This window comes from Massilia alkalitolerans DSM 17462, from assembly GCF_000427785.1.
Taxonomy (GTDB): Bacteria; Pseudomonadota; Gammaproteobacteria; order Burkholderiales; family Burkholderiaceae_D; genus Telluria; species Telluria alkalitolerans.
Genome location: NZ_ATYR01000021.1, coordinates 37500 through 61901 on the forward strand (window position 1 = coordinate 37500; position 24402 = coordinate 61901).

20 protein-coding genes are annotated in these 24402 nt (G+C 65.6%); 14 read left to right on the top strand and 6 right to left on the bottom strand.

The window, feature by feature from the left end:
• Positions 1-267 precede the first annotated feature (267 nt).
• Positions 268-1002 (top strand): tetratricopeptide repeat protein, encoded by a 735-nt coding sequence (locus tag YWC_RS0118620; protein ID WP_027866746.1) that lies wholly within the window; start codon positions 268-270, stop codon positions 1000-1002.
• A gap of 36 nt (positions 1003-1038) precedes the next feature.
• Here the strand turns inward: YWC_RS0118620 and lexA are convergent, their stop codons facing one another.
• The gene (gene lexA / locus YWC_RS0118625) at positions 1039-1671 is read right to left on the bottom strand and encodes a transcriptional repressor LexA (RefSeq protein ID WP_027866747.1); all 633 of its coding nucleotides are present in this window, start codon (positions 1669-1671) and stop codon (positions 1039-1041) included.
• Positions 1672-1944: 273 nt separating this feature from the next.
• Here lexA and rpsF point away from each other — a divergent pair, with 273 nt between their 5' ends.
• The 8 genes from rpsF to YWC_RS29975 all read left to right on the top strand — a co-directional run bounded on the left by rpsF (position 1945) and on the right by YWC_RS29975 (position 9598).
• On the top strand, positions 1945-2331 hold the full coding sequence (rpsF, locus tag YWC_RS0118630) for a 30S ribosomal protein S6 (protein ID WP_020656856.1): 387 nt from the start codon (positions 1945-1947) through the stop codon (positions 2329-2331).
• Between the two features lie 36 nt (positions 2332-2367).
• Positions 2368-2658, top strand: a complete 291-nt coding sequence (priB, locus tag YWC_RS0118635; protein WP_027866748.1) for a primosomal replication protein N — start codon at positions 2368-2370, stop codon at positions 2656-2658.
• 42 nt (positions 2659-2700) lie between these two features.
• Positions 2701-2991: a 30S ribosomal protein S18 gene (gene rpsR / locus YWC_RS0118640; RefSeq protein ID WP_027866749.1), complete on the top strand. Its 291-nt coding sequence runs from the start codon at positions 2701-2703 to the stop codon at positions 2989-2991.
• A gap of 36 nt (positions 2992-3027) precedes the next feature.
• Positions 3028-3480 carry a 50S ribosomal protein L9 gene (gene rplI, locus YWC_RS0118645; RefSeq protein ID WP_027866750.1) on the top strand — a complete coding sequence of 151 codons (453 nt, stop codon included), beginning with the start codon at positions 3028-3030 and terminating at the stop codon, positions 3478-3480.
• 118 nt (positions 3481-3598) lie between these two features.
• Positions 3599-4984 carry a replicative DNA helicase gene (locus YWC_RS0118650; protein WP_027866751.1) on the top strand — a complete coding sequence of 462 codons (1386 nt, stop codon included), beginning with the start codon at positions 3599-3601 and terminating at the stop codon, positions 4982-4984.
• Positions 4985-5071: 87 nt separating this feature from the next.
• Positions 5072-5698, top strand: a complete 627-nt coding sequence (locus YWC_RS0118655; protein WP_027866752.1) for a DUF47 domain-containing protein — start codon at positions 5072-5074, stop codon at positions 5696-5698.
• Between the two features lie 36 nt (positions 5699-5734).
• The gene (locus tag YWC_RS0118660) at positions 5735-6745 is read left to right on the top strand and encodes an inorganic phosphate transporter (protein WP_027866753.1); all 1011 of its coding nucleotides are present in this window, start codon (positions 5735-5737) and stop codon (positions 6743-6745) included.
• Between the two features lie 132 nt (positions 6746-6877).
• Positions 6878-9598, top strand: a complete 2721-nt coding sequence (locus YWC_RS29975; protein WP_084416487.1) for a bifunctional diguanylate cyclase/phosphodiesterase — start codon at positions 6878-6880, stop codon at positions 9596-9598.
• Positions 9599-9629: 31 nt separating this feature from the next.
• Here YWC_RS29975 and YWC_RS0118670 read toward each other — a convergent pair whose 3' ends face one another.
• Both YWC_RS0118670 and YWC_RS0118675 read right to left on the bottom strand, forming a co-directional pair.
• On the bottom strand, positions 9630-10718 hold the full coding sequence (locus YWC_RS0118670; protein WP_229413139.1) for a collagen-binding domain-containing protein: 1089 nt from the start codon (positions 10716-10718) through the stop codon (positions 9630-9632).
• A 131-nt stretch (positions 10719-10849) separates the two neighbouring features.
• Positions 10850-11746 carry an MBL fold metallo-hydrolase gene (locus YWC_RS0118675; RefSeq protein WP_027866755.1) on the bottom strand — a complete coding sequence of 299 codons (897 nt, stop codon included), beginning with the start codon at positions 11744-11746 and terminating at the stop codon, positions 10850-10852.
• Between the two features lie 209 nt (positions 11747-11955).
• Here YWC_RS0118675 and YWC_RS0118680 point away from each other — a divergent pair, with 209 nt between their 5' ends.
• The 5 genes from YWC_RS0118680 (at position 11956) to YWC_RS29985 (ending at position 22188) form a co-directional block, all read left to right on the top strand.
• Complete coding sequence (locus tag YWC_RS0118680; RefSeq protein ID WP_027866756.1) at positions 11956-13587, top strand: GAF and HD-GYP domain-containing protein; 1632 nt, start codon at positions 11956-11958, stop codon at positions 13585-13587.
• A 15-nt stretch (positions 13588-13602) separates the two neighbouring features.
• A complete protein-coding gene (locus YWC_RS0118685; protein WP_027866757.1) occupies positions 13603-15870 on the top strand; it encodes a CHASE2 domain-containing protein in 2268 nt (755 codons plus the stop codon).
• A gap of 185 nt (positions 15871-16055) precedes the next feature.
• A complete protein-coding gene (locus YWC_RS0118690; RefSeq protein WP_027866758.1) occupies positions 16056-17678 on the top strand; it encodes a ShlB/FhaC/HecB family hemolysin secretion/activation protein in 1623 nt (540 codons plus the stop codon).
• 9 nt (positions 17679-17687) lie between these two features.
• Positions 17688-21467, top strand: a complete 3780-nt coding sequence (locus tag YWC_RS31705) for a two-partner secretion domain-containing protein (protein ID WP_051306559.1) — start codon at positions 17688-17690, stop codon at positions 21465-21467.
• Positions 21433-22188 (top strand): FecR family protein, encoded by a 756-nt coding sequence (locus tag YWC_RS29985; RefSeq protein ID WP_051306560.1) that lies wholly within the window; start codon positions 21433-21435, stop codon positions 22186-22188. The genes YWC_RS31705 and YWC_RS29985 overlap by 35 nt, the downstream gene beginning before the upstream one ends.
• A gap of 56 nt (positions 22189-22244) precedes the next feature.
• Here the strand turns inward: YWC_RS29985 and YWC_RS0118705 are convergent, their stop codons facing one another.
• Genes YWC_RS0118705 through YWC_RS0118715 form a run of 3 tightly spaced genes read right to left on the bottom strand, consistent with a single transcriptional unit; the run spans position 22245 to position 24388 of the window.
• On the bottom strand, positions 22245-23516 hold the full coding sequence (locus YWC_RS0118705; protein WP_027866759.1) for an RNA polymerase sigma factor: 1272 nt from the start codon (positions 23514-23516) through the stop codon (positions 22245-22247).
• Positions 23516-23956, bottom strand: a complete 441-nt coding sequence (locus YWC_RS0118710) for a VOC family protein (RefSeq protein WP_027866760.1) — start codon at positions 23954-23956, stop codon at positions 23516-23518. Before YWC_RS0118710 ends, YWC_RS0118705 begins: the two co-directional genes overlap by 1 nt.
• 18 nt (positions 23957-23974) lie before the next feature.
• Entirely contained in the window at positions 23975-24388 is a 414-nt protein-coding gene (locus tag YWC_RS0118715; RefSeq protein ID WP_027866761.1) for a VOC family protein, read from the bottom strand.
• Positions 24389-24402: the final 14 nt, after the last annotated feature.

Here is a 24402-nt window from a genome sequence, read left to right on the forward strand (position 1 = left end):
GCCACATTGCTGGATCAGCCGCTCACGTGGACGCCGCCCACGCGTTCAAACAGCAGGTGAGCTGTGCCACTGCTCGACCGAGCGTTGAACGCGTGGGCGGCGGTCGCGTTGTCGATATGCCGGCCTTCGAGGTGGAGCTGCCCACCCTACGGAAAAAGTCTCCCACGCCTTCAAAACGGCGCCACTGGCGCCGTTTTGTTTCAGCGGTTGAGCCGGGCGCCGAATTGCCGCTATCATGGGATTTCTTTTCATCACACCGATCCGCCCATGAAGACCAAGCTGTTCCTTGCATCCCTGCTGCTGTGCGGCGCCGCCTTTGCCGGCGAGCTGGAAGACGCCAACGCCCTGTTCGAGAAGAAGGACTACGCGGGCGCGATGAAGATCTACACCAAGCTGGCCAATGCCGGCAATCCGGCCGCGCAGCAGGCGCTGGGCCAGATGTATTTCTATGGCGAAGCAGGGGAGGTCGACGAAGCCAGGGCGGTCGATCTGTTCAAGAAATCCGCCGCCAAGGGCAACAAGGTCGCGATCGCCTCGCTCGAACTGATCGACCAGCGCGTCAAGCGCCGCAAGGACATCGATTACTGGATCAAGGGCTACGACGGCGAAGACCTGAAGTCGGGCGAGTTCCGCTGCACCGCGCCGCGCATTCCGGCGATGTCGAAGGTCAATGCCGACATCGACCGCATCAGCGCGGCCGTGCAGGCGTGGCAGGAGTGCTACAACAAGTACGTCACCAACCTGAACGCGGCGCTGCCGCTGACCAAGCGCGTCCCGAGCGACATCCAGAAGCTGATGAACAAGGAGGAGATGGAGAAATCAAACGCCCACCTGGCCCAGCTGCAGGAAAACCTGACCGAGGAAGCAAAGGTGAGTTCGAAGCTGGTGCTGGCGGACTACGCCGCATGGCGCTCGGCGACCGATGCCTTTGTGTCCCAGCACAACGCGATCGTGAAATCCGCCCCGAAGGATTCCCACTGGGCGGACAAGAAGATTCAATAAGCCGCCGGGTGAGCCGGCGGCTTGGTGGGCGCAGGCTTAGTGCCAGCTGCGCATCAGGCCGACGGCGAGGCCTTCCAGCGCGAACTCGTCTTCCGGGTTCACCTGAATGACCTTGAAATCCGGATTCTCCGGCAGCAGCTCGACCAGGTTGCCGGTCTTGCGGTAGCGCTTGACCGTGACTTCTTCGCCGAGGCGGGCCACCACGATCTGGCCGTTCTTGGCGCTGTCGATCTTCTTGACGGCCAGGAAGTCGCCGTCGCAGATGCCGGCATCGCGCATCGACCAGCCCTTGACCTTCAGCAGGAAGTCAGGGCGCGCCGAGAACATGGCGGCGTCCACGGAGTAGGTGGCTTCGACGTGTTCCTGGGCCAGGATCGGCGAACCGGCGGCCACGCGGCCGACCAGCGGCAACGACATCATGAGGGCGGCGGGCACCATCGGGACCTGTTCGACGGAGGCGCCGACCAGGCGGATGCCGCGCGAGGTGCCCGGCGAAATCTCGATGGCGCCCTTGCGCGCCAGGGCCTGCAGGTGTTCTTCGGCCGCATTGGCCGACTTGAAACCCAGCTCGGCCGCGATTTCGGCGCGGGTCGGCGGGAAACCGGTGTTCTCGATCGCTTCCTTGATCAGGTTAAGGATCTGTTCTTGCCTTGCAGTGAGCTTGAGCATGGGTGTTTTACGGCATTAGTTGTAAGAGCAGACTGTATTTTTGTACAGTATTCTGATATGCGCAAGGGCAAACACGGGAAAACTGTAAAAAATTTGTGCAGTGCGTCCGCATTCGTGGTGCCGATGCCCGCTTTTCGCCGCCATCTGCCGGGCCGGGCCATGCCATGGGTTCCCATTTACCGGTTTTTCAGGCTATAATCGAAGGCTTTCCCTTCCCACACTCGTCTTGACGCCGAGGTGGGCATTTGTTTAAACGTCCTCAAGGAGTGTTGCATGCGTCATTATGAAATCGTTTTTATCGTCCACCCGGACCAGAGCGAACAAGTTCCGGCGATGATCGAGCGTTACAAGACCACGGTGACCAGCCGCGGCGGTAACATCCATCGCGTGGAAGACTGGGGCCGTCGCCAGATGGCATACCAGATCCAGAAGCTGCCGAAGGCTCACTACATCTGCATGAACATCGAGTGCGACAACGAGACCCTGGTCGAGCTGGAAACCGCATTCAAGTTCAACGATGCCGTCCTGCGTCACCTGACCGTCAAGATGAAGAAGGCCGAAACCGCACCGTCGCCGATGATGAAGTCGGTCCAGCGCGAAGACGCAGCCAAGAGCCACCGCGCTGAAGCAGCTGCTGCTGCCCCGGCCGCCGCTGCTTAAGCTGAACCAGGTTTTCTCGGGAATTCGTAGAACGCAGTGAATCAGTTCCAGCTCATCGCGACCATCGCGGAGCGAGACGTACTGCGTTTCACCCCGGCCGGCGTCCCCATCGTGGGCGCGATCCTGATGCACGATTCGCAGCAGGTCGAGGCCGGAGTGGCAAGGCAGGTCGCGTTTGAAATCCCTGCGCTCGGCGCGGGCGAGATTTCAGGCAGGCTGGAAAGCGCCGAACTCGGCGCCGCCTACCGCTTCGAAGGATTCCTCGCACGGAAAAACCGCAACAGCAAAGCCTTGGTGTTTCACATCATTGATTTCAGTGCCGCGTAACAGTACTCGGCCTATTTAGATTACAGATACAGGAGCCTCAACATGGCATTCGGTAAAAAGTTCGACAAAAACAAAGCTAAAGAAAAAATGAAGCGCAAACAGCAGAACCCGCTGTTCAAGCGCAAGAAGTTCTGCCGCTTCACCGCCGCAGGCGTGGAACAGGTGGACTACAAGGACGTCGACACCCTGAAGGACTTCGTCCAGGAAAACGGCAAGATCATGCCGGCACGTCTGACCGGTACCAAGGCGCACTACCAGCGCCAGGTCGACACCGCCATCAAGCGCGCACGCTACCTCGCGCTGCTGCCGTACACCGACCTGCACAACGCTTAATCGCGGCACGTCAGCTAGATATCCTGGAGAAAAAATATGCAAGTTATTCTGCTCGAAAAAGTCGTCAACGTCGGTAACCTGGGCGACGTCGTCAAAGTCAAGGACGGTTACGCACGTAACTTCCTGATCCCGCAAAAAATGGCACGCCGCGCTACCCAGGCCGCCGTGGCCGAGTTCGAAACCAAGCGCGCCGAACTGGAAAAAGCAGCAGCTGAAAAGCTGTCGGCTGCCCAGGCGCAAGGCGACAAGCTGAGCGGCATGACCGTCACCATCGCCCAGAAGGCGGGTGTGGACGGCCGTCTGTTCGGTTCGGTCACCAACTTCGACATCGCCGAAGCCCTGAGCAAGCAAGGCTTCCCGGTCGAGAAGTCGCAGGTTCGCATGCCGACCGGTCCGCTGAAGACCACCGGCGAATTCCCGGTCGCCGTCGCGCTGCACACCGACGTCGTCTCGGAAATCACCATCGCCGTCGTCGGCGAAGCTGCTTAAGCATAACGACAGGCAACTGTTGTTTTAATGAAAAAGCCGGGTTCGCCCGGCTTTTTTTATCCCCGGAAATCTCGCCAATTATGTCAGCCGTGTGACCGGAAACGGTATAATGCCCGCCATGAATTCGCCATCCGATCCGCAAGTCGATTCCCTGCGCATCCCGCCGCATTCCATCGAAGCAGAACAGTCCGTCATCGGCGGCCTGCTGCGCGATAACGCCGCCTGGGACCGCATTGCCGACTTCATGCACGCAGAGGATTTCTACCGCTACGACCACCGCATCATCTTCGAACAGATGGTCCGCCTGATCAACGCCGGCAAGCCGGCGGACGTGATCACGGTCTACGAAGCCTGCAACATGCTGGGCAAGGCCGAGGAGGTGGGCGGCCTGCAGTACCTGAACGCGATGGCGCAGAACACGCCGTCGGCGGCCAACATCCGCCGCTACGCCGAGATCGTGCGCGACCGCGGCATCCTGCGCAACCTGATCACGGTCGCCGACGAAATCTCGGGCAACGCCTTCAACCCGCAAGGCAAGGAAGTCAAGCAGATGCTTGACGAGGCCGAATCGAAGATCTTCGCCATCGCCGAAACCGGCGCGCGCGGCCAGCAGGGCTGGAACCCGATCCAGCCGCTGCTCACGCAGGTGGTCGAGCGCATCGACGAACTGTACTCGCGCGAGAACCAGGGCGAGATCACCGGCGTGCCGACCGGCTTCATCGACCTCGACCGCATGACCTCCGGCCTGCAGCCGGGCGACCTGGTCATCGTCGCCGGCCGTCCGTCGATGGGCAAGACCGCGTTCTCGGTCAACATCGGCGAGAACGTCGCGATCGAAGCCGGCCTGCCGGTCGCTGTTTTCTCGATGGAAATGGGCGGCGCCCAGCTGGCCATGCGTATGCTCGGCTCGGTGGGCCAGCTCGACCAGCACCGCCTGCGTACCGGCCGCCTGAACGACGAAGACTGGCCGCGCCTGACGCACGCCATTCAAAAGATGAACGACGCCCAGCTCTACATCGACGAGACGCCGGCGCTGAACCCGATCGAAATGCGCGCACGGGCACGACGCCTGGCGCGCCAGTGCGGCAAACTGGGCCTGATCATCGTCGACTACCTGCAGCTGATGCAGGGCAGCCAGCCGGGCGACAACCGCGCGGCCGAGATCTCCGAGATCTCGCGAAGCCTGAAGGGCCTGGCGAAAGAGCTGCATTGCCCCGTCATCGCACTGTCCCAGCTGAACCGTTCGCTGGAACAGCGACCCAATAAACGACCCGTCATGTCCGACCTGCGCGAATCGGGCGCTATCGAACAGGATGCGGACGTTATCATCTTCCTGTATCGCGACGAGGTCTACAATCCCGACTCGCCCGATAAGGGAACCGCCGAGATCATCATCGGTAAGCAGCGTAATGGCCCGATCGGGGCGATTCGCCTTACCTGGATCGGCTCCTACACCAAGTTCGGCAACTACAGCGGCAACCTGGGCATCTATCAGGGCGATTAAGAAGCAATAAGCCGCGAATTACCACCTCGCCGCTGCCAGCCGTGGCAGCGGTCTCGAAGTCCCAAGAGATTCACAACGGAGAATAATATGTTCGGACGCCTGATGCCCCAGGAGGGCAAGTTTTTTGACCTGTTCAACCAGCACGCCGCCCTGTGCGTGAAGGGCGCGCAGGAAATGGTTGGCCTGATGACCAACTTCGACGATCTGGAAAACCGCACCCACGCCGTCGAAAGTATCGAAAAACAAGCAGACAAGATCACCTACGAATGCGTCGACCTGCTGCACAAGACCTTCATCACCCCGCTCGACCGCGATGACATCCACAAGCTGATCACCAGCATGGACGACATCCTCGACATGATGGAAGACGCGGCCCAGACGGTCTCGCTGTACGACCTGCATGCGGTGACCCCGGAAGCTGCGCGCCTGGCCGAACTGTGCCTGTCGGCCTGCAAGAAGGTGCAGGAAGCCGTTTCCCTGCTGCACGACATGGGCAACGCCCAGAAGATCGTCGCCATCTGCGAAGAGATCGACCGCTTCGAATCGGACGCCGACCACGTGATGCGCGCCGCCATGTCCAAGCTGTTCCGCGACGAACCGGACGTGCGCAACCTGATCAAGATGAAGGCGATCTACGAGATCCTCGAGACCGTCACCGACCGCTGCGAAGACGTGGCGAACATCGTCGAAGGCATCATCGTCGAGAACGCATAATCGGCCAACAGCGCACCGCGCACAACAAGAATAAACATGGAAACTATTAACATCAGCATTTACGTGCTGGGCTTCCTGGTGCTGCTGGCACTGGTGTTCGACTTCATGAACGGCTTCCACGACTCGGCGAACTCGATCGCCACCGTGGTGTCGACCGGCGTACTGAAACCCCAGCACGCGGTGGCGATGGCGGCCTTCTTCAACTTCATCGCGATCTTCGTGGTCAACATGAAGGTGGCGCAGACCATCGGCAAGGGTACCATCGACCCGCACGTGGTCGACCACTACGTCATCTTCGGTGCGCTGGTCGGGGCGATCGCCTGGAACATCATCACCTGGTACTACGGCATCCCGTCCTCGTCCTCGCACGCGCTGATCGGCGGCCTGGTGGGCGCGGCGGTGGCCAAGGCAGGCACCGGCTCGCTGATCTCCGGCGGCCTGATCAAGACCGTGGCCTTCATCGTGGTCGCGCCCCTGCTGGGCTTCGCGCTCGGGTCGATCATCATGCTGATCGTGTCCTGGACCTTCGTGAAGTCGACACCGCGCAAGGTCGACACCTGGTTCCGCCGCCTGCAGCTGGCCTCGGCCGCGGCCTACTCGCTGGGCCACGGCGGCAACGACGCGCAGAAGACCATGGGCATCATCTGGATGCTGCTGATCGCGGCGGGCTACGTCAGCGTCAACGACACCCATCCGCCGGCCTGGGTCATCATCTCCTGCTATGCGGCGATCGCCTTCGGCACGCTGTTCGGCGGCTGGCGCATCGTCAAGACCATGGGCCAGAAGATCACCAAGCTCAAGCCGGTCGGCGGCTTCTGCGCGGAAACCGGCGGCGCGATGACCCTCCTGATGTCGAGCTACTTCGGCATCCCGGTCTCGACCACCCACACCATCACCGGCGCGATCGTCGGCGTGGGCGCCTCGCAGAAAATGTCGGCGGTGCGCTGGGGCGTGGCGGGCAACATCGTCTGGGCCTGGATCTTCACCATCCCGGCCTCGGCCTTCATGGCCGCGATCGCCTGGTGGATCGGCACCCACATCATGTAACAGCAGTATTTGTTGTACGAAAACCCGGCTTTTGCCGGGTTTTTTTTGGTCGCTGCACGCGTCGCCGCACGTGGCGAGGCGTGCGCTGCGCACGGGTTATACTGGGTTGCGCTCCACTGCCGCGCAGGAACCATGAATCCGCGTATCGACAAGGCGATCCCGGCTGTGAGCACGCTTGGTCTCGGTGTGAACAGCCCACTGCGTCCCTTCCTGGCCTTCCTGCGCCAGCGGATGTTGCTCCTGCTCGTGTGGCCGGCAATCGCCGTGGTCGTCATCGCCGTGCTGTGGAGCCATGTGCTGCGCGGGCTGGGGCACGAAGAGCGCGAGCGCGGCGCCGAGCTGGAACAGCAGGCCGGGGCCTATGCGCACAGCCTCGTCATCCGCACGCGCCGCTCGATCGACGAGACCGACCGCCTGCTGCTCCTGTTGCGCCACAGCTGGGCCAGCTCGGGAAGCCGCGGCGACCTGGCCGGCACCCTGGAAGCAGGGATCTTTTCTCAACAATATATGTCTGCGGTAGCGTTCATCGACCGCAATGGCATGGTCGTCACCAGCACGCATCCGGCCGCCGTCGGGCGCTACTTCGGCAACCGGCCCTATTTCGTCGCCCAGCAGCATGCCCTCGAGGATCGCCTGTACCTGAGCGGGCCGCTGGACGGCCAACTGACCGGGCGCGAAGTGGTGGCATTCTCGCGTCCGCTCCTGACCCCCGACGGGCGCTTCGACGGCATTGTGCTCATCAACGTCTTGCCTGCGTTTTTCACGCAGCACTACGCCGAGCCGATCCTGGGGAAATACGGCTTCGCCGCCGTGGCCCGGACCGACGACGCCCTGCTGGCCACCCGCACGGGCGACACCGTCCATTCCTACCGCAAGCCATTCCTGCGCGCGCCCATGCCCGGCCGGGGTGCGCAGGGCGTGGCCTTGCTCGGCGGACGGCGCTGGTTCGCCGACGGGCGGCAGCGCGTGGTCGGCTGGCGGCCGTTTCCCGACCTCGGGCTGATCGGCATCGTCGGTATCGACGAACATAGCGCCATGGGGGCCTACCGGGTCCACCGCGAGGCCCGGCTGGCCGCCGCCTGGTGGAACAGTGCCTGGATCATGCTGGCCGGGCTGCTGGCCACCGGCGTCTTCGTGCACGCGCGCTGGCGCCGGCACCAGATGGACGCCCTGCGCGCCGCCTACCGCCTGGCCACCGAGGACGCCGGCGACGGCTTCTTCATCAACCGCCCGCTGCGCGACCGGCATGGCGTGATTCGCGATTTCAGCGTCGTCGACTGCAACCAGCACGGCGCCGCCATGTTCGGCAAGCAGGCGGAGGAACTGATCGGGCACCGCCTGTCCGAGTTCTACCAGGGCGAGGTGTTCCGCCGGGCCTGCGAGCGGCTGTGCAAGGCGCTCGAGAGCGGCTTCTACGATCGTGAACTAGCGGTCGAGCAGGGGCCCGACCAGCCGCTGCGGGCCCGCTGGATCCGCTACAAGGCGGTGCGCGCCAACGGCGACCTGGCGGTCACGATCCGCGACATCAGCGAATCGAAGGCGCATTTGACCGAGCTCGAGCGAAGGAGCAATTCGGACGAGCTCACCGGCCTGCCGAACCGCTACTGGATCCAGCAATTCCTGCCGCAGGCGATCGCGCGGGCGCGCGCTGGCGGGCATGGGCTGGCCGTGCTGTTCATCGACCTCGACGGCTTCAAGGCCGTCAACGACGTGCTCGGACATGCGGCCGGCGACGAGCTGCTGCGTACCGTCGGCAAGCGCCTGAAACTGGCGGTGCGCCCGCGCGACCACGTGGTGCGGCTGGGCGGCGACGAATTCGTGGTGCTGCTGGAGCAGGTCGGCAGCCGGGAAGACGTCGAGCACGTCGCCGGCCGCGTCCTCGCGGCCTTCCACGACGGTTTCCACGTGCAGCACGCGACCCACGTGCTGGGCGCCTCGATCGGGATCGGCCTGTTTCCCGAGCACGGCGAGGATGCCGAGACCCTGCTCAAGAATGCGGACATCGCGATGTACTCGGTCAAGACCGAAGGGAAGGGCGGCTTCTGCTTCTTCCAGTCGCGCTTCTTCGAGGCCATCCGCGCTCGGCTCGAGACGGAAATGGAGCTGCGCCGGGCGCTCGACCTGCAGCAGTTCGTGGTGCATTACCAGCCGCGGGTGGATCTGGCTACCGGCAGCGCCGCCAGCATGGAAGCCCTGGTGCGCTGGGAACGCCCCGGCCAGGGCCTGGTCGGGCCCGACCGTTTCATCCCGCTGCTGGAAGAGACCGGCCTGATCGTGCGCCTGGGCGAGCAGGTGATCGACAGCGTCTGCCGCCAGCTGGCCAGCTGGACGCGCCACGGCGCGGCCCTGGTTCCCGTCTCGGTCAACATCTCGCCGCGCCAGTTCAGCCAGTCCGATGTCATCGCGATGTTCCGCGACGCGGTCGCGCGCCACGGCATCGACCCGGGAATGCTGGAAATCGAGGTGACCGAATCGTCGATGATGCAGGAAGGGATCGGCGAGTCCGCCGTGTTCAGCCAGCTGCGCGAACTGGGCATCAAGCTGTGCATCGACGATTTCGGCACCGGCTACTCGTCCTTGTCCCAGCTGCAGAAGCTGCGCTTCGACGTGCTCAAGATCGACCGCGCCTTCGTGCTGCGCATCGAACACCCGGAAGGCGACACCCTGATCGCCTCGATGATTGCGATGGCCCACGCGCTGGGCATGCGGGTAGTGGCCGAGGGTATCGAGAGCCGCCGCCAGATGCAGCTGCTGCAGACCCTCGGCTGCGACGAAGGGCAGGGCTTTTACTTTTCGCGTCCGGTGGCGCCCGAAGCGCACCGGGCGCCGCTTGCCCGGGCCTGGGCGGGATGAGCGCCCTGCTGTGCTGTTGCCGGCGTCTGTTTCAGCGGCCTGAAAGCTTGCGCCGCCGACCCGTGAAGGCAATCATCCCTGCGCCGGCCATCAGCAAGGCCAGGGTTCCCGGTTCCGGCACCTCCGCAGGAAGCGAGCCGGTGAACTTCTGCAGGTGAATTTCGCCGCCCTGATTCAGGTTCTTGGCGTATACGCCCCCCTCGACGTTGGCGCCGCCGGTGTTGCTGAACGTCCCGTTTGGCACCAGCACCTGTCCGCCGAAAGTGCGGCCGACGCTGACACTGCTTGCGCCAGCGAAGTTCCAGATCAGCGAGCTGGCCAGGTTGTGGGGCTGGGCGAAGTTGGCGTTGAGGTTCAGGATGCTGTCGTTGGTATTGAAAATGACCGTGCTGGCGCCGTTCAGGTTAAAACTGAGATCGGAGGTGATGGACGAGAAGATCTTGCTGTCGAGCGTGGTCAGGTCGAACACCAGCATGCCGTCGACCGGCATGCCGTAAAAGGTGACCTGGCGGTCGTTATTGCTGAACATGACCGAGGTGCCGGGGGTGGCCTGCAGTGCCGACAATTGCGTGGACAGCCCTGTCATCAGCGACGAGAAATCGGTGGAGGTGGAGGCCGCCAGCATGCCGTTCATCGTGCTGGTGGTCGCGTTCAGTACCTTGCCGTTCAGGTTGATGCCGCTGTAGCTGGCGGCATGGATTTTCTGGCCGAAATTGACGTTGGAAGCGGCGCCGGCGACATAGACATTGCCGTTGAAGCTGGAATTGGACGCCGTGCCGCCGACATGGCTTTCGCCGGAATTGACAGTGGCATTCTTGACGTTGCCGCCGACGACTGCCCCCAGGCCGTTCACGTGCACATTGCCGCTCACGTTGCCGCCCACCGTCAGGCCGGCATACTTCGACGCCGGCGTCCTGCCCGCGTGCTGCACATATGCGCCACCCTTCACATCGCCACCCACATAGGTACGGCCGTCGACGTGCGAGGTCGAGTTCAGGTTGCCGCTGACGACAACATTGAACTGCTGCAGCATCTCGGTAGAAGTCAGCGGTACGGCCTGGACCTGGCCAGCGCTGAACCACAGGCCCAGTGCGAGTGCGATGGAAGTGCGAGCGATCATTGGAATCCCTGGTAGAGAGACAAGCGGTTAGAATGCTATTTTGTCAATAATGTTTCTTCAGGGATAGTACCGTTTGTTTATGTATCGCGCAATAAATTTATCGAATTTGATGTGACGGAACCACATCAGCATCACAGCGTGACTTCCAGTCCTTCGAAGGCCAGCCGCACCTGCAGCTCGCCCAGGCGCTCGCGGTAGCGCGCCATCGCGGCGGCGAATGCGGCCTCGAGCTCGTTGTCGCCGCGGGTCGGCTCATGATGGGTGCAGTACAGGGCACGCGCGCCCACGCGCAGCGCCATCTCGATGGCGGCATCGAAGGTGCCGTGGCCCCAGCCGGCCTTGGACGGGTATTCCTCGCGGGTGTAGGAAGAGTCGACGATCAGCGCGTCCACGCCGGCCATGGCGGCGTCGATCGCGCGCTGGCGCTCGCCCAGGTGCGCCTCGAACGCGTCGAAGGCCGGGTCGCCCGGCGGATAGGGGTTGTGCCAGGGTTCGTGGTCGCCGGTGAAGAACAGCGAGCGGCCATTGCAGGAGATGCGGTAGCCGAGGTTGGTGACCGGATGGTTCATCAGGACGTTGCCGACCACCGCATCGCTGACCGCGACCGGCGTGCCGACGTCGAGGGTGCAGTACTCGATGGTGGCGCCCATCTGGGTTTCGCTGACCGGGAAGTAGCTGTTCTGCAACTGCACCGCCATCACGTGCTCGATGCCCTTGCCGCTCACCGGGTCGTGGGCGCCGTGCAGGCGCACGCGGCTGCCCTTGATGAACAGCGGCGTGAAGAAGGGCAGGCCATGGATGTGGTCCCAGTGGCTGTGGGTGATGAAGATGTTGGCCTGGATTGCCGGCGCCTGCGGCCGCGCCAGCAGGTGCTGGGCCAGCGGGAACAGGCCGGTGCCGCCGTCGAGGATGATCAGGGTGCCGTCGTCGCTGCGCACTTCGATGCAGGTGGTGTTGCCGCCGTAGCGCGCCGTTCGTGGACCTGGGGACGGTATCGAACCACGCACCCCCCAGAAGCGGAATTTCATCGGGACTCCCAGCCGAACATTGTTATGTTTTTGGAATACCGAGCATGATAAGGGTTTTGTTCCCAAAAGCATCAAAAATCCGCATTTTTTGAACTCCCCCCACCACTGGGATATACACCGGGTCGTAAGGAAGCTACACTCCGGAAACATTACTTATTGGAAAAAGTTGCTGCATGCATATGCATACGACCGCTTCCGGCTTGAAGACCATGCAAGAGCTGAATCCCACCCAAATCGCGCAACGCCTGCACCAGCTTACCGAAGTCAGCGTGGCGCTCGGGGACACGCATGACACCGCCGCGCTGCTCGACCGCATCCTGCGCGTGGCCAAGCACATGACCGATGCCGACGGCGGCACCCTGTACCGTCCGAGCGAAGACAGGAAAAGCCTGTGCTTCCACATCTCGATCAACGACACCCTCGACATCTACCAGGGCGGGGTGAGCGGCAAGCCGATCGACATCGCGCCGGTGCCGCTCTACGACAACTACGGCAACAAGAACATTGCTTCGGTGGCGGCCTACGCGGCCAACTTCAACCAGTCGGTGAACATCGAAGACGTCTACAAGGCCGACGTGTTCAACTTCTCGGGCATGCGTTCGTTCGACGCGACCTTCGGCTACCATTCGCAGTCGATCCTGACGGTGCCGATGACCGACCACGAGGGCGAGCTGGTGGGCGTGCTCCAGCTGGTTAACGCAAAAAATTCGGCCAATGACCCGGAGCCCGGGAAGATCCGCGCGTTTTCCCCGACCGACCAGCGCTTCATCGAGGCCTTGTCGGCGCAGGCCGCGGTGGCGCTGACCAACCAGCTCCTGATCCAGCAACTGGAAAACCTGCTGGAAGCGCTGGTCAACCTGATCAACATCGGCATCGACGAGAAGTCGCCCTATACCGGCCGCCACTGCCAGTTCGTGCCCGAACTGACCATGATGCTGGCCGAGGCGGTGCACGACACCACCCAGGGGCCGCTCGCCGCATTCCGCATGAACGACGCCGACCGCAAGGAATTGTGGCTGGCTGGCCTGCTGCACGACTGCGGCAAGATCACCACACCGGTGCACGTGGTCGACAAGTCGACCAAGCTGGAAACCATCTTCGACCGCATCCACCTGGTCGACACCCGCTTCGAGGTGCTGCTGCGCGACTGCGAGATCCGCGCGCTGCGCGCGCGAATCGAGCCGGACGCCAACCCGGCGGCGATCGAGGACCGCCTGCTGTCGGAACAGATGCGCATTCGCGCCGACCGCGACTTCCTGCGCCGCGCCAACGTGGGCAGCGAGGGCATGCTGCCGGAAGACCAGGAGCGCGTGCGCCGCATCGCCCGGTACCGCTGGACCGGACCAAGCGGCGAGGAGCAGGATTTCCTGAGCGAGGACGAAGTGCGCAACCTGACCGTGCGCTTCGGCACCCTGACCGAGGACGAGCGCAAGATCATCAACAACCACATCGACGTCACCGTGCGCATGCTCGAGTCGCTGCCGTGGCCGAAGCACCTGAAGAACGTGCCGGAGTACGCAGGCGGCCACCACGAGCGCATGGACGGCAAGGGCTACCCGAAAGGGCTGACCCGCGACCAGATGTCGGTGCAGGCGCGCATCATGGCGATCGCCGACATCTTCGAAGCGCTGACCGCCTGCGACCGGCCCTACAAGAAGGGCAAGAAGCTGTCCGAGTCGCTGCAGATCCTCGGCAAGTTCGCCCTCAACGGCCACATCGACCCGGACCTGTTCGACATCTTCGTGCGCAACCGCGTGTACCTGCAGTTCGCGCACAAGAACATGGATGCGCACCAGATCGACGAGGTGGACGAGTCGGCGATTCCGGGCTACCGGCCGTAACACCCGCAGCCGGTCATGAAGCGTCTTCGCCAGGCATTCTCCCGGTACGGTGCGCGCTGGGCGCTCGGGCTGCTCTTCACGCTCGCCGCCGTGCTCTACGTCTGGGGTGCCTGGACCAGCCACACCATCGAGCGCCAGGACACGATCATCGCCGACCTGCGCATGCGCCTCGAGCCCTACGAGCTCGATCCAGGCATCGTGATCGTCGATATCGACAGCCGCAGCCTGACCGAGGTGGGCCGTTTTCCGTGGAGCCGCAACGTCATGGCCCGGCTGGTCGACCAGTTGACCGAGCACTACGGGGTCGGCGCGGTGGGCTTCGACGTCTCGTTCCCGGAGCCCGACACCAGTTCCGGCTACGAGGTGCTGGAGCGCCTGGCCGCGCGCGAGCTGAAGGACGTGGGCGCACTGCGCGAACGGCTCGACACGCTCAAGCCGGCGCTCGATTACGACGGCATGTTCGCGCGTTCGATGCGAGGCAAGCCGGTGGTGCTCGGCTTTAATATTTCGGACCAGCAGGCCAAGGGCGTGCTGCCGAAACCGCTGTTCACCACCGAATTCCTCAACGGCCGCGCAGCGACGGCCGCCTTCAGCACCGGCTACGAGGCCAACATCGCACGCCTGCAGCAGGCCGCGGCCGGCGCCGGCGTGTTCACGGCCATCCCCGATGCCGATGGGCTGGTGCGGTCCTCGCCACTCGTGTTCCGCATCGGCGACGGCTACCATGCCTCGCTGTCGCTGGCCACCATGGCGGCCTTCCTGGACACCCGCGCGATCAAGCCGGTCCTCGACACCAGCGTGGACCAGATGTCCCAGGCCGAGCGCGACGCCTCCGCTTTCGACACCATCCAGATGTTCACCAACAAGGCCGGCGTGGTGCGCTTCCCAGTGGGTTACGGCATGGTCAGCACGGTCCAGTTCCGCGGCAGCGGCGGGCCGGACGGCGGGGCCTTCCCCTACGTGTCGGCGGCCGACGTCCTGGCGGGCAAGCTGCCGAAAGCGCTGCTCGAAGGGACGATCGTGCTGGTCGGGACCACCGCCCCGGGCTTGCAGGACCTGCGGGCCACGCCGGTGAGCGCCCAGTATCCGGGCGTCGAGATTCACGCCAACATGATCAAGTCGATGCTGGACGGGCGTTTCAAGGCGCGCCCCTGGTCCGCCGAGGCGCTCGAAGCCGGCCTGGCGGTCGTGGTCGGGCTGCTCCTGAGCTTCGCCTTGCCGGTGCTGGCCCCGGCCTGGTCGGTGCTGCTCGCGTCCACCGTCTTCATCGGTTGCGGCTGGCTGAACTGGTACGCCTACACCGAACACGACCTGGTGCTGAACGTCTTCATCTGCCTGCTGCTGGTCGCCACCCTGTTCGTGCTGAACCTCGCCTGGGGCTACTTCTTCGAATTCCGCAAGGGCAGGGCGCTGGTCACCCGCTTCGGCGAGTACGTCGCCCCCGAGCTGGTGGAAAAGATGGCCGAAGACCCGCAAGCCTACAACATGGATGGCGAGAGCCGCGAGCTGACCGTCATGTTCGTCGACGTGCGCGGCTTCACCACCATCTCCGAGGGCCTCTCCCCGAAGGAGCTGCGCGAGTACATCAACCTCTACCTCACCGCGATGTCCGAGGACATCCGCTCCAGCCACCAGGGCACGCTCGACAAGTACATCGGCGACGCCGTGATGGCCTTCTGGGGCGCGCCGGTCGCGTTTGCCGACCATGCCAGCCGCGCGGTGGCCACCTCGCTCCTGATGCAGGCCAGCGCCGCGCGCCTGAATCGCGACTTCCTGGCGCGCGGCTGGCCGGAACTGAAGATCGGCATCGGCCTGAATTCCGGCCTCATGCATGTGGGCGACATGGGTTCCAACATCCGCCGCGCCTATACCGTCATGGGCGACGCCGTGAACCTCGGGGCGCGCCTGGAAGGCATCACCAAGGTCTACGGCGTCGGCATCGCGGTCGGCGCCGCCACCAGGCTGGCGGCGCCGGAATTCGTCTACCGCGAGCTCGATCGGGTACGGGTGAAGGGCAAGAACGAGCCGGTCGCGATCTACGAACCGCTCGGCAAGCCCGCGGAGCTGGCGCCCGCCGTCATCGACGAGCTGGCGCAGTGGGACGCGGCGCTGGCGCTGCTGCGCACACAAGATTGGGATGCCGCGCAGGCGGCGATCCGGGCGCTGGCCAGCGCTCATCCCGGGCGCGGCCTGTACACCCTGTACCTGGAGCGCATCGATCACTACCGCGCCCATCCCCCGGGCCTGGACTGGGATGGGGTGACGCGCTTCGATAGCAAGTAGTGTGTCAATGAAGCAACGGAACGCCCCCCTTTGTGTGGGGGAAGTTTCCGTTGACGTTCTAGTTTTTCTCCATTGCAACAAAAAGCTCGTTACACTGCCCATCGACTATGGCCCTTGTGCGGCCATCGCATGTCCATGATTCATAAGAAAAACTTATAAAAACAACAGTCTATAAAGCAAATCCGATGAAACAACGCTTTGCGCGCCTGCTTGCAGGCTCAGTGCTTGCCATGGCCGTGGCCAGCGCCTGGGGCCAGGAACCCGGTGCCGCCGGCAGTACCGACGACATCGTCCGCTTCGACGTCCAGCGTTTCGACGTCAGTGGGAACACCCTGCTCGGCGCTGCCGAGATCGAGGGCGCGGTGGCGCCGTTTACCGGCAAGGGACGCGATTTCGGCGACGTCCAGCGCGCCCTGGAGGCGCTCGAAGCGCTCTACCACGCGCGCGGCTACAACCTGGTCACGGTGCAGCTGCCGGAGCAGGAGCTCGACGGCGGGGTGGTGCGCCTGCATGTGCTGCAGACGCGGATCGGCAGGATCACGGTGGACGGCAACAGCAGCTTCGGCACCGCGAACATCCGCCGCAGCCTGCCGGCCCTGCGCGAAGGCGAGACCCCGAACCTGGCGCGCGTCTCGGCCAACCTGAAGCTGGCCAACGAGAACCCGGCCAGGAAGCTCAAGCTGAGCCTCGGCAGCGGCGCGCAGGACGAAGCTGGGATGGACACGGTGGACGCGCGCATCGAAGTCGCGGAAGAGCGCCCCTGGACCGTCATGGCCAACTTCGACAACACCGGCACGGGCGAGACCGGCAAGACCCACGCCGGCCTGGTGCTGCAGCACGCCAACCTCTGGGGCCGCGACCACGTCGGCAGCCTGCAGTACACCACCACGGTCGAGGAGCCGTCGCAGGTCGCGGTCTGGGGCCTGGGCTATCACGTGCCCTTGTACGCGCAAGGCGCCGCCCTCGACCTTTATGCCAGCTATTCCGACGTCGATTCGGGCGTGGTCAGCGCCGGCCTGTTCGACCTGGCGGTGAGCGGGCGCGGCGCGGTCTACGGCGCCCGTTACAGCAAGGTGCTGGACAAGCGCAGCCTGGGCGGACGCGATCTCGAAGGCCGCCTGGTGGCCGGCCTGGAAGTGAAGGCCTACAAGAACAGCGTCATGTTCTTCAACCAGGACTTCGGCAACAACGTCACCGTGCGCCCGCTCAGCATCGGCTACCTCGGCCGCGCGGTGCTGGGCAACAGCGAAGTGAACGTCTCGGCGACCCTGCTGCGCAACCTCCCCGGCGGCTCGCGCGGTGCGCAGGAAGATTTCAGCGCGGCGCGCTCGGGCGCCAAGGCCGGCTACACCGCCCTGCGCCTGGCCGGCGCCTGGAGCAGCAGCATCGGCGCCGGAGACTGGCTGGGCCGCGTGCTGGCCAACGGCCAGTATTCGCCGGACGCCCTGGTGCCGGGCGAGCAGTTCGGCGCCGGCGGCTCGACCAGCGTGCGCGGCTTCGACGAGCGCGCCCTGGCAAGCGACTCGGGCCTGGGCCTGAACCTGGAAGTGTATACGCCGAATCTGTGCAGCCGCAGCGGCTGGCAGTGCCGCCTGCTGGGCTTCTACGACAGCGCCTACGGCAAGCGCAACAAGGCGCTGCCGGGCGAACTGCGCAGCACCACCATTGCCGGCGCCGGCGTCGGACTGCGCTTCTCGGTGGGGCGCGCGACCAGCCTGCAGGTCGATTACGGCAAGGTGGTGAAAGAGGGCGCGCTGGGCGGCGCCGACAAGGACAGGCTGCACCTGCGCGTCGGCCTGGCCTACTAGGAGAATTTCATGAGGAACGGACTTATTCGACTCAGCCGGGCGGCGCTGTGCGTCGCCGCCTGCTTCGGCGGCGTGGCAACGAGCGCCGCGGCCCCGACCCTGCCCAAGGTGGTGGCGGGCCAGGCGAGCTTCTCCCAGGACGGCAACGTGTTCTCGATCACGAACACCCCCGGGACCATCATCAACTGGCAGAGCTTCTCGGTGAACGCCGGCGAGATCACGCGCTTCATCCAGCAAAGCAGCGACAGCGCGGTGCTGAACCGCATCGTCGGCCAGGACCCCAGCCGCATCCTCGGCGCGTTGCAGTCGAACGGCAAGGTCTTCCTGATCAACCCGAACGGCGTGGTCTTCGGACAGGGCGCGCGCGTGGACGTGAACGGCCTGGTGGCCTCGACGCTGGACATGAGCGACAGCGACTTCCTGGCCGGGAAGAAGAATTTCAGCGCCGCTCCCAACGTGGGGAACGTCCGCAACGAAGGCGCGATCACGACCCCAAGCGGCGGCAAGGTCTTCCTGGTCGCCCCGAAGGTCGAGAACAGCGGCGTCATCACCGCCCCGAACGGCGAGGTGGTGCTGGCGGCCGGGCGCAGCGTGCAGCTGGTCGATGCCGGCAACCCCGACCTGAGCGTGGTGGTGTCGGCGCCGAACGACCAGGCCATCAACCTGGGCCAGGTGGTGGCGCAGGGCGGCCGCGTCGGCATCTACGGCGCCCTGGTGAACCAGCGCGGCGTGGTCAATGCCGACAGCGCGGTGCTGGGTCAGGACGGCAGGATCGTCCTGAAGGCCAGCAGGGAAACCGTGCTGGAAGGGGGCAGCGTCACCAGCGCGCAAGGCAGCGGCAAGGGCGGCGAGATCCAGCTGCTGGGCGAGCGCGTCAGCCTGGGCGGCAATGCGCAGGTCGACGCCAGCGGCGCCGCCCAGGGCGGCACCGTGCTGGTGGGCGGCGATTACCAGGGCAGGAATGCCGCCTTGCCGAACGCGCAGCAGACCAGCTTCGGCAAGGAGGCAAGCATCCGCGCCGACGCCACCGCGAACGGCGAGGGCGGCAAGGTCGTGCTGTGGTCGGACGGCGCCACCCTTGCCAGCGGCAGCATCTCGGCGCGCGGCGCCGGCGCGGGCAAGGGTGGCCTGGTCGAAACCTCGGGCCGCCGGCTCGACATCGACGGCGTGCGCGTGGATGCCGGCGGCGGCGCGTCGGGCGGGCGCAAGGGCAGCTGGCTGATCGACCCGGACAACATCGTGATCGCCGATGGCGTCTCCACCGGCGACACCACCTACATCAAGGCCAGCACGCTGACCGCCACCAATGCCGACATCGTGCTGCAGGCGACCAGGGACCTGAAGATCCTGGAGAACCTCACCACGCCGCACGACGTGCGCGCCGAGGCGGGCAACGAGCTGACCGTCGGCGCGGCGCTGACCTCGACCACGGGCAGCATCGACCTGCGAGCGAAGAACCACATCAACCTGCTTGCCGGCAGCCAGCTTGCGAGCCCGGACTATATCGACCTGAAGTCGAACCGGATGACGCTGGCCGGCATGATCGGCGGCATCGGCAGTACGCTGCCGGTCGTCTCCTTCAACAGCTTCGACAAGGGCACCAGCATTTTCGTCAACGCCGCCGAGGTCAATGGCGCGCTGACGCTGGCTCCTGGCCGCCTCGGCGCCTTCAAGGCCTACGAGATCAACATCGGCAACAGCGGCCATACCGGCGAGATCGTGATCAACAATCCGCTGACCCTGGACGGCAACCTGGTCATCGATAGCGCCGGCAGCGTGTACCTGAACGCGCCCGTGCTCCTGAACGGCGCGACCAGCCGGCTCCTGGCCACCCTGCACGCGCCTGGCGGCCTGTTCCAGGTCGGCAGCGCCGGCGCGATCGATGCCGGCCGCAAGATCGGCATCGGCGGCATCGGCCGCGTGGTCGTCGACGGCGCGCTGAAGTCGGGCGAGATCGACATCCATGCGGGCAGCGCCGGCATGACGCTCACCGCCGACATCACCTCCAACAGCCGCACCACGCTGCGCACCAGCGGCGACATCCAGCAGGCAAACAAGGTCATCAGGACGCCGCAACTGCTGGTGGAAGCCAATAGTGCCAACCTGCTCGGCAATAACCAGATCGGCACCCTGGCCGGCAGCGCCACCGGCAGCGCCGGCGGCGCCGGCCTGCGGGTCCACTGGACCGGCAATCTGCGCATCGGCAGCGTCGGCGAGCACGCCGGCCTCGCCTCGCAGAACGACATCACCCTCACGGGCGAGCATCTCGAGGTCGATGCGCCGGTGGCCGCGCCGGTGGCGATCGTGGCCGAGGTCGCATCGGTCAAGGGAACGGGCGGGCTCAGCGCGAACGTCCTGTCGATCCAGGCGCGCGGCGGCATCGGCGAAGCCGACCGGGCACTGCGCACCAGCACCAATTTCCTGCTGAGCGCGAAGAACACGGCGAGCGGCAATGCGCCGATCAACATCGTGAACGACCGCGCCCTCGTCGTGGGCAACGTGGCCCAGGAAGGCGTGGGCAACGGCGGTGCGATTTCGATCGAGAGCACCGGCGGCCTGACCGTCGGCCCTGGTTCGGGGTCGCTCGACGGCGTCAGGACCGGCAGCGGCGACATCCGCCTGGTCACGCACAGCCCCTTGAACATCCAGGGCCGGGTCGGTACCGACAGCGGCAACATCACGCTGCTGGCCGCCAACGACGGCGCGCTGACCATCGGCCCGGCCGGCCGGGTGGCGTCCGCGTCGGGCAAGGTGCGCCTGACCGGCGGCCAGGTGAGCTACCCGGAGGGCAGCGTGGTCGGCACGCTGGAAGTCGTGCAAACGAAGCCGGGAACCCAGCAGCCCGATCCTGTGCAGCCCGATCCCGTGCAGCCTGATCCTGTGAAGCCAGATCCCGTGCAGCCAGATCCCGTGAAGCCAGATCCCGTGAAGCCAGATCCCGTGAAGCCAGATCCCGTGCAGCCCGACCCTGTGCAGCCCGATCCCGTGAAGCCAGATCCCGTGCAGCCTGATCCCGTGAAGCCCGATCCCGTGCAGCCTGATCCCGTGAAGCCCGATCCCGTGCAGCCCGATCCCACGCCGCCGCAGCTGAGCGTCTGCCTGGCCAACCCGGCCACCGCGGGCTGCAGCGGCGTGATCGAACAGGCCACCCACGCCTGCGTGGGCAATCCGGATGCCCTGGGCTGCACCCAGGTACTGCCGTCGGTGGACAGCTGCCGCGCCAACCCCGGCAGGCTGGGCTGCAATGTGGTCATGCAGCGGGCCTTCAACGCCTGCCTGGTCAACAAGAACGATCCGTCCTGCGCCGGCATCCTGCCGACCTTGGCGCAATGCGAGGCGAACAAGGCCCTGGCCGGTTGCAGCGCGGTGTTGCCGAGCATGCAGCAGTGCATCCTCGGCCCGACCCAGCCGGGCTGCGCGGCGATCCTGCCGCGCCTGGAGCAGTGCGCGGCGAACCCGACCCTGCAAGGCTGCGAGGCGGTGCTGCCGAAGCCCGACTTCTGCGCCACCCACCCGCTCGACGCGCGCTGCGCCGTGTTCAACCCGGCCCCGAGCCAGGGCGGCGAGTCGAAGAAGCCGGTGGCCCAGGTCCAGCAGACCACGGTCAACCTGGTCAATACGCGCACCCCGGCGCAGGAGAAGCGGCCGGCAGCCACGCCGGCCGCCGGCAAGCAGGATGGCGAAGGCGCCAAGCCGTCGGAGCAGTCGGAGAACGGGCCCGGTCCGGCGGCAGGTACGAACACTGGAGCAAAGAATGAAAAACCAGCCACAAAAATGTACTGCAACTAAGCGGGCCCTGGGCACGCTGCTGTTCGCGGCGCTGCTCGTCACCGGCAATGCCGCCTGGGCCGCGCAGGTCGCAGGCGTGGTGGCGCGCCTGAGCGGCCCGCTGATGGCGAAGAAGGCCGACGGCAGCGTCAAGGTGCTGGGCCTGAAGTCCGAGGTCGAGAGCGGCGATACGCTGGTGTCGGAAAAGAACACCTATGCGCAGATCAAGTTCATCGACAACAGCGAGATCACGCTGCGCCCCGGTACCACCTTCAAGGTCGAGAATTTTTCCTTCGACGAGGGCAAGCCGGAACGCGACAGTGCCAGCTACAGCCTGGTGAAGGGCGGCCTGCGCTCGATCACCGGCCTGATGGGCAAGCGCAACAAGGAGAAGTTCTCGCTGAAGACGCCGACCGCGACCATCGGCATCCGCGGCACCACCTTCGTTGCGCAGTACGTGCCGGTGCCCGTCCAGGGCGCCCCGGCGCCGGCTTTGCCGCCCGGCCTGCACCTGAACGTGACCGACGGCGCCATCGTCGTGACCAACCACGGCGGCGCGCTCGGCTTCCAGGCCGGCCAGTTCGGCTACGTGCCGAACGTGAACCAGCCGCCGGTGCTCGTGCCGGTCAACCCGGGCATCCAGTTCGTGCCGCCGCCAAGCTTCGACGCCGGCAGCGTTGGCGGACCGGCGGCCGCCAACGGGCCGGACCAGGGCCAGGGGCCCGACTGCATCGTCCGCTGAGCCCTTAAACCTCCATCGCCAGCCCCGTGCGCCACTGGCCCACGGGGCTGTTTCATTCAGGAGCGCAGCGCGCGCGCGCGTTCGAGCAGCAGTTCGCGCTCGCGGCCGTTGGCGGTCATGGCGGCGGCGCGTTCGAATTCGCCGCGCGCTTCCTCGACCCGGCCCAGCTTGGCGAGCAGGTCGGCGCGCACGCTCGGCAGCCAGTGGTAGCCGGCCAGCTTGCCGCCCAGCGCCAGCGCGTCGGCCAGCACCAGGCCGGCCGCGGGACCGTCGGCCATGCCGACTGCCACCGCGCGGTTCAGTTCGACCACCGGCGAGGGCTGGACCTGCGCCAGCTCGCCGTACAGCGCCGCGATCGCGCGCCAGTCGGTGTCACGGGCAACGCGGGCGCGGGCGTGGCAGGCCGCGATCCCGGCCTGCAGCAGGTAGGGGCCGCGCGCCAGGCCCAGCTGCGCGGCGCGCGCGAGCGCCGCCAGGCCGCGCCGTACCAGCACCCCGTCCCAGCGCGAACGGTCCTGTTCGAGCAGCAGCACTGGGCGCCCTTCGGCGTCGAGGCGCGCTCCCATGCGCGAGGCCTGCAGTTCCATCAGCGCGACCAGGCCGTGCGCCTCCGGCTCGCCAGGGGCCAGCTCGGCCAGCATGCGGCCCAGGCGCAGGGCTTCGTCCACGAGGGCAGGGCGCATCCAGTTCTCGCCCGCGGTCGCGCTATAGCCTTCGTTGAAGATCAGGTAAACGGCTTCCAGCACCGCGCCGAGGCGTTCGCCCAGCTCGTTCGGCGGCGGCAGCTCGAAGGGGACGCGCGCTTCACCCAGGGTACGCTTGGCGCGCACGATGCGCTGCGCCATGGTGGCTTCAGGCACCAGGAAGGCGCGTGCGATCTCCTGGGTGGACAGGCCGCCCAGCAGCTTGAGCGTGAGCGCCAGGCGCGCGTCGAGCGAGAGCACCGGGTGGCAGGCCGTGAACATCAGGCGCAGCAGGTCGTCGGCTATCACGTCGTTGCGGGCGGCATCCAGGCTGTCGACGAAATCGGGCACAATGGATGCCTCCTGGGCTTCGAGGTCGAGGCCGATCTGCTCCAGCTTCTGCTGGAGCAGGCGGTCGCGGCGCAGGCGGTCGAGCGCGGCGTGCCTGGCCGTGGTCGTGAGCCAGGCGCCGGGATTGTCCGGGATGCCCTGGCGCGGCCAGTGCTCGAGGGCCGCCACCAGGGCGTCCTGGGCCAGCTCCTCGGCCAGGCCGACGTCGCGCACCATGCGCGCCAGGACCGCCACGATCCTGGCCGACTCGATGCGCCAGACGGCGGCGATGCTGCGTTCGACCTGGGCGTCCATTAGATCTGTACGTCCGCGTCTGCGGCTGCCGCGTCTTCCGCCTGCGCCGGCATGCCTTCCATATAGGCCAGCTCCCACATGTGGCCGTCGAGGTCTTCGAAGCCGTGCTGGTACATGAAGCCGTGGTCCTTCGGCGGGTTCGGCCAGCTGCCGCCGGCGGCTTTCGCCCTGGCGGCCATGTCGTCGACGGCGGCGCGGCTGTCGCAGGACAGGCACAGCAGCACTTCGGTCGACTTGCGCGCATCGGCGACCGGCTTGTTGGTGAAGCCCTGGAAGAAGGGCTCGGTCAGCAGCATCACATAGATGTCCTCGCTGACGATCATGCAGGCGGCGTTCTGGTCGGTGAACTGCGGGTTGAATCCGAAACCCAGCGCGCCGAAGAAGGCCTTGCTGCGTTCCAGGTCCTTCACCGGAAGGTTCACGTAGATCTGCTTGTTCATGGTGCTCTCCTTGTCTGCTCAGGCGGCGGCCTGCTGCTCGGGCATGCTCTCGATGTAGGTCAGCGCCCACATGTGGCCGTCGAGGTCTTCGAAGCCGTGCTGGTACATGAAGCCGTGGTCCTCCACCGGCTCCGGCAGGGTGGCGCCGAGGGCCAGGGCCTTGCTTGCGACGGCGTCGACCTCGGCCCGGCTGTCGCAGAACAGGCACAGGAGCGCGATCCTGCTGCTGCGCGGATCGGCCAGCGGCTTGGCGCACAGGGTCCGGGCCATGTCTTCGGAGGCGAGCATCACGGTGATGTCGTTGGACACGATCATGCCGGCGCCGTGCTGGCTGCTGAAGCGCTCGTCGAAGCCGAAGCCCAGTCCGGCAAAGAAGGCTTTGCTGCGTTCGAGGTCCTGGACCGGGAGGGTGATGGCGATCTGCTTTTTCATGCTCATATCCTTTT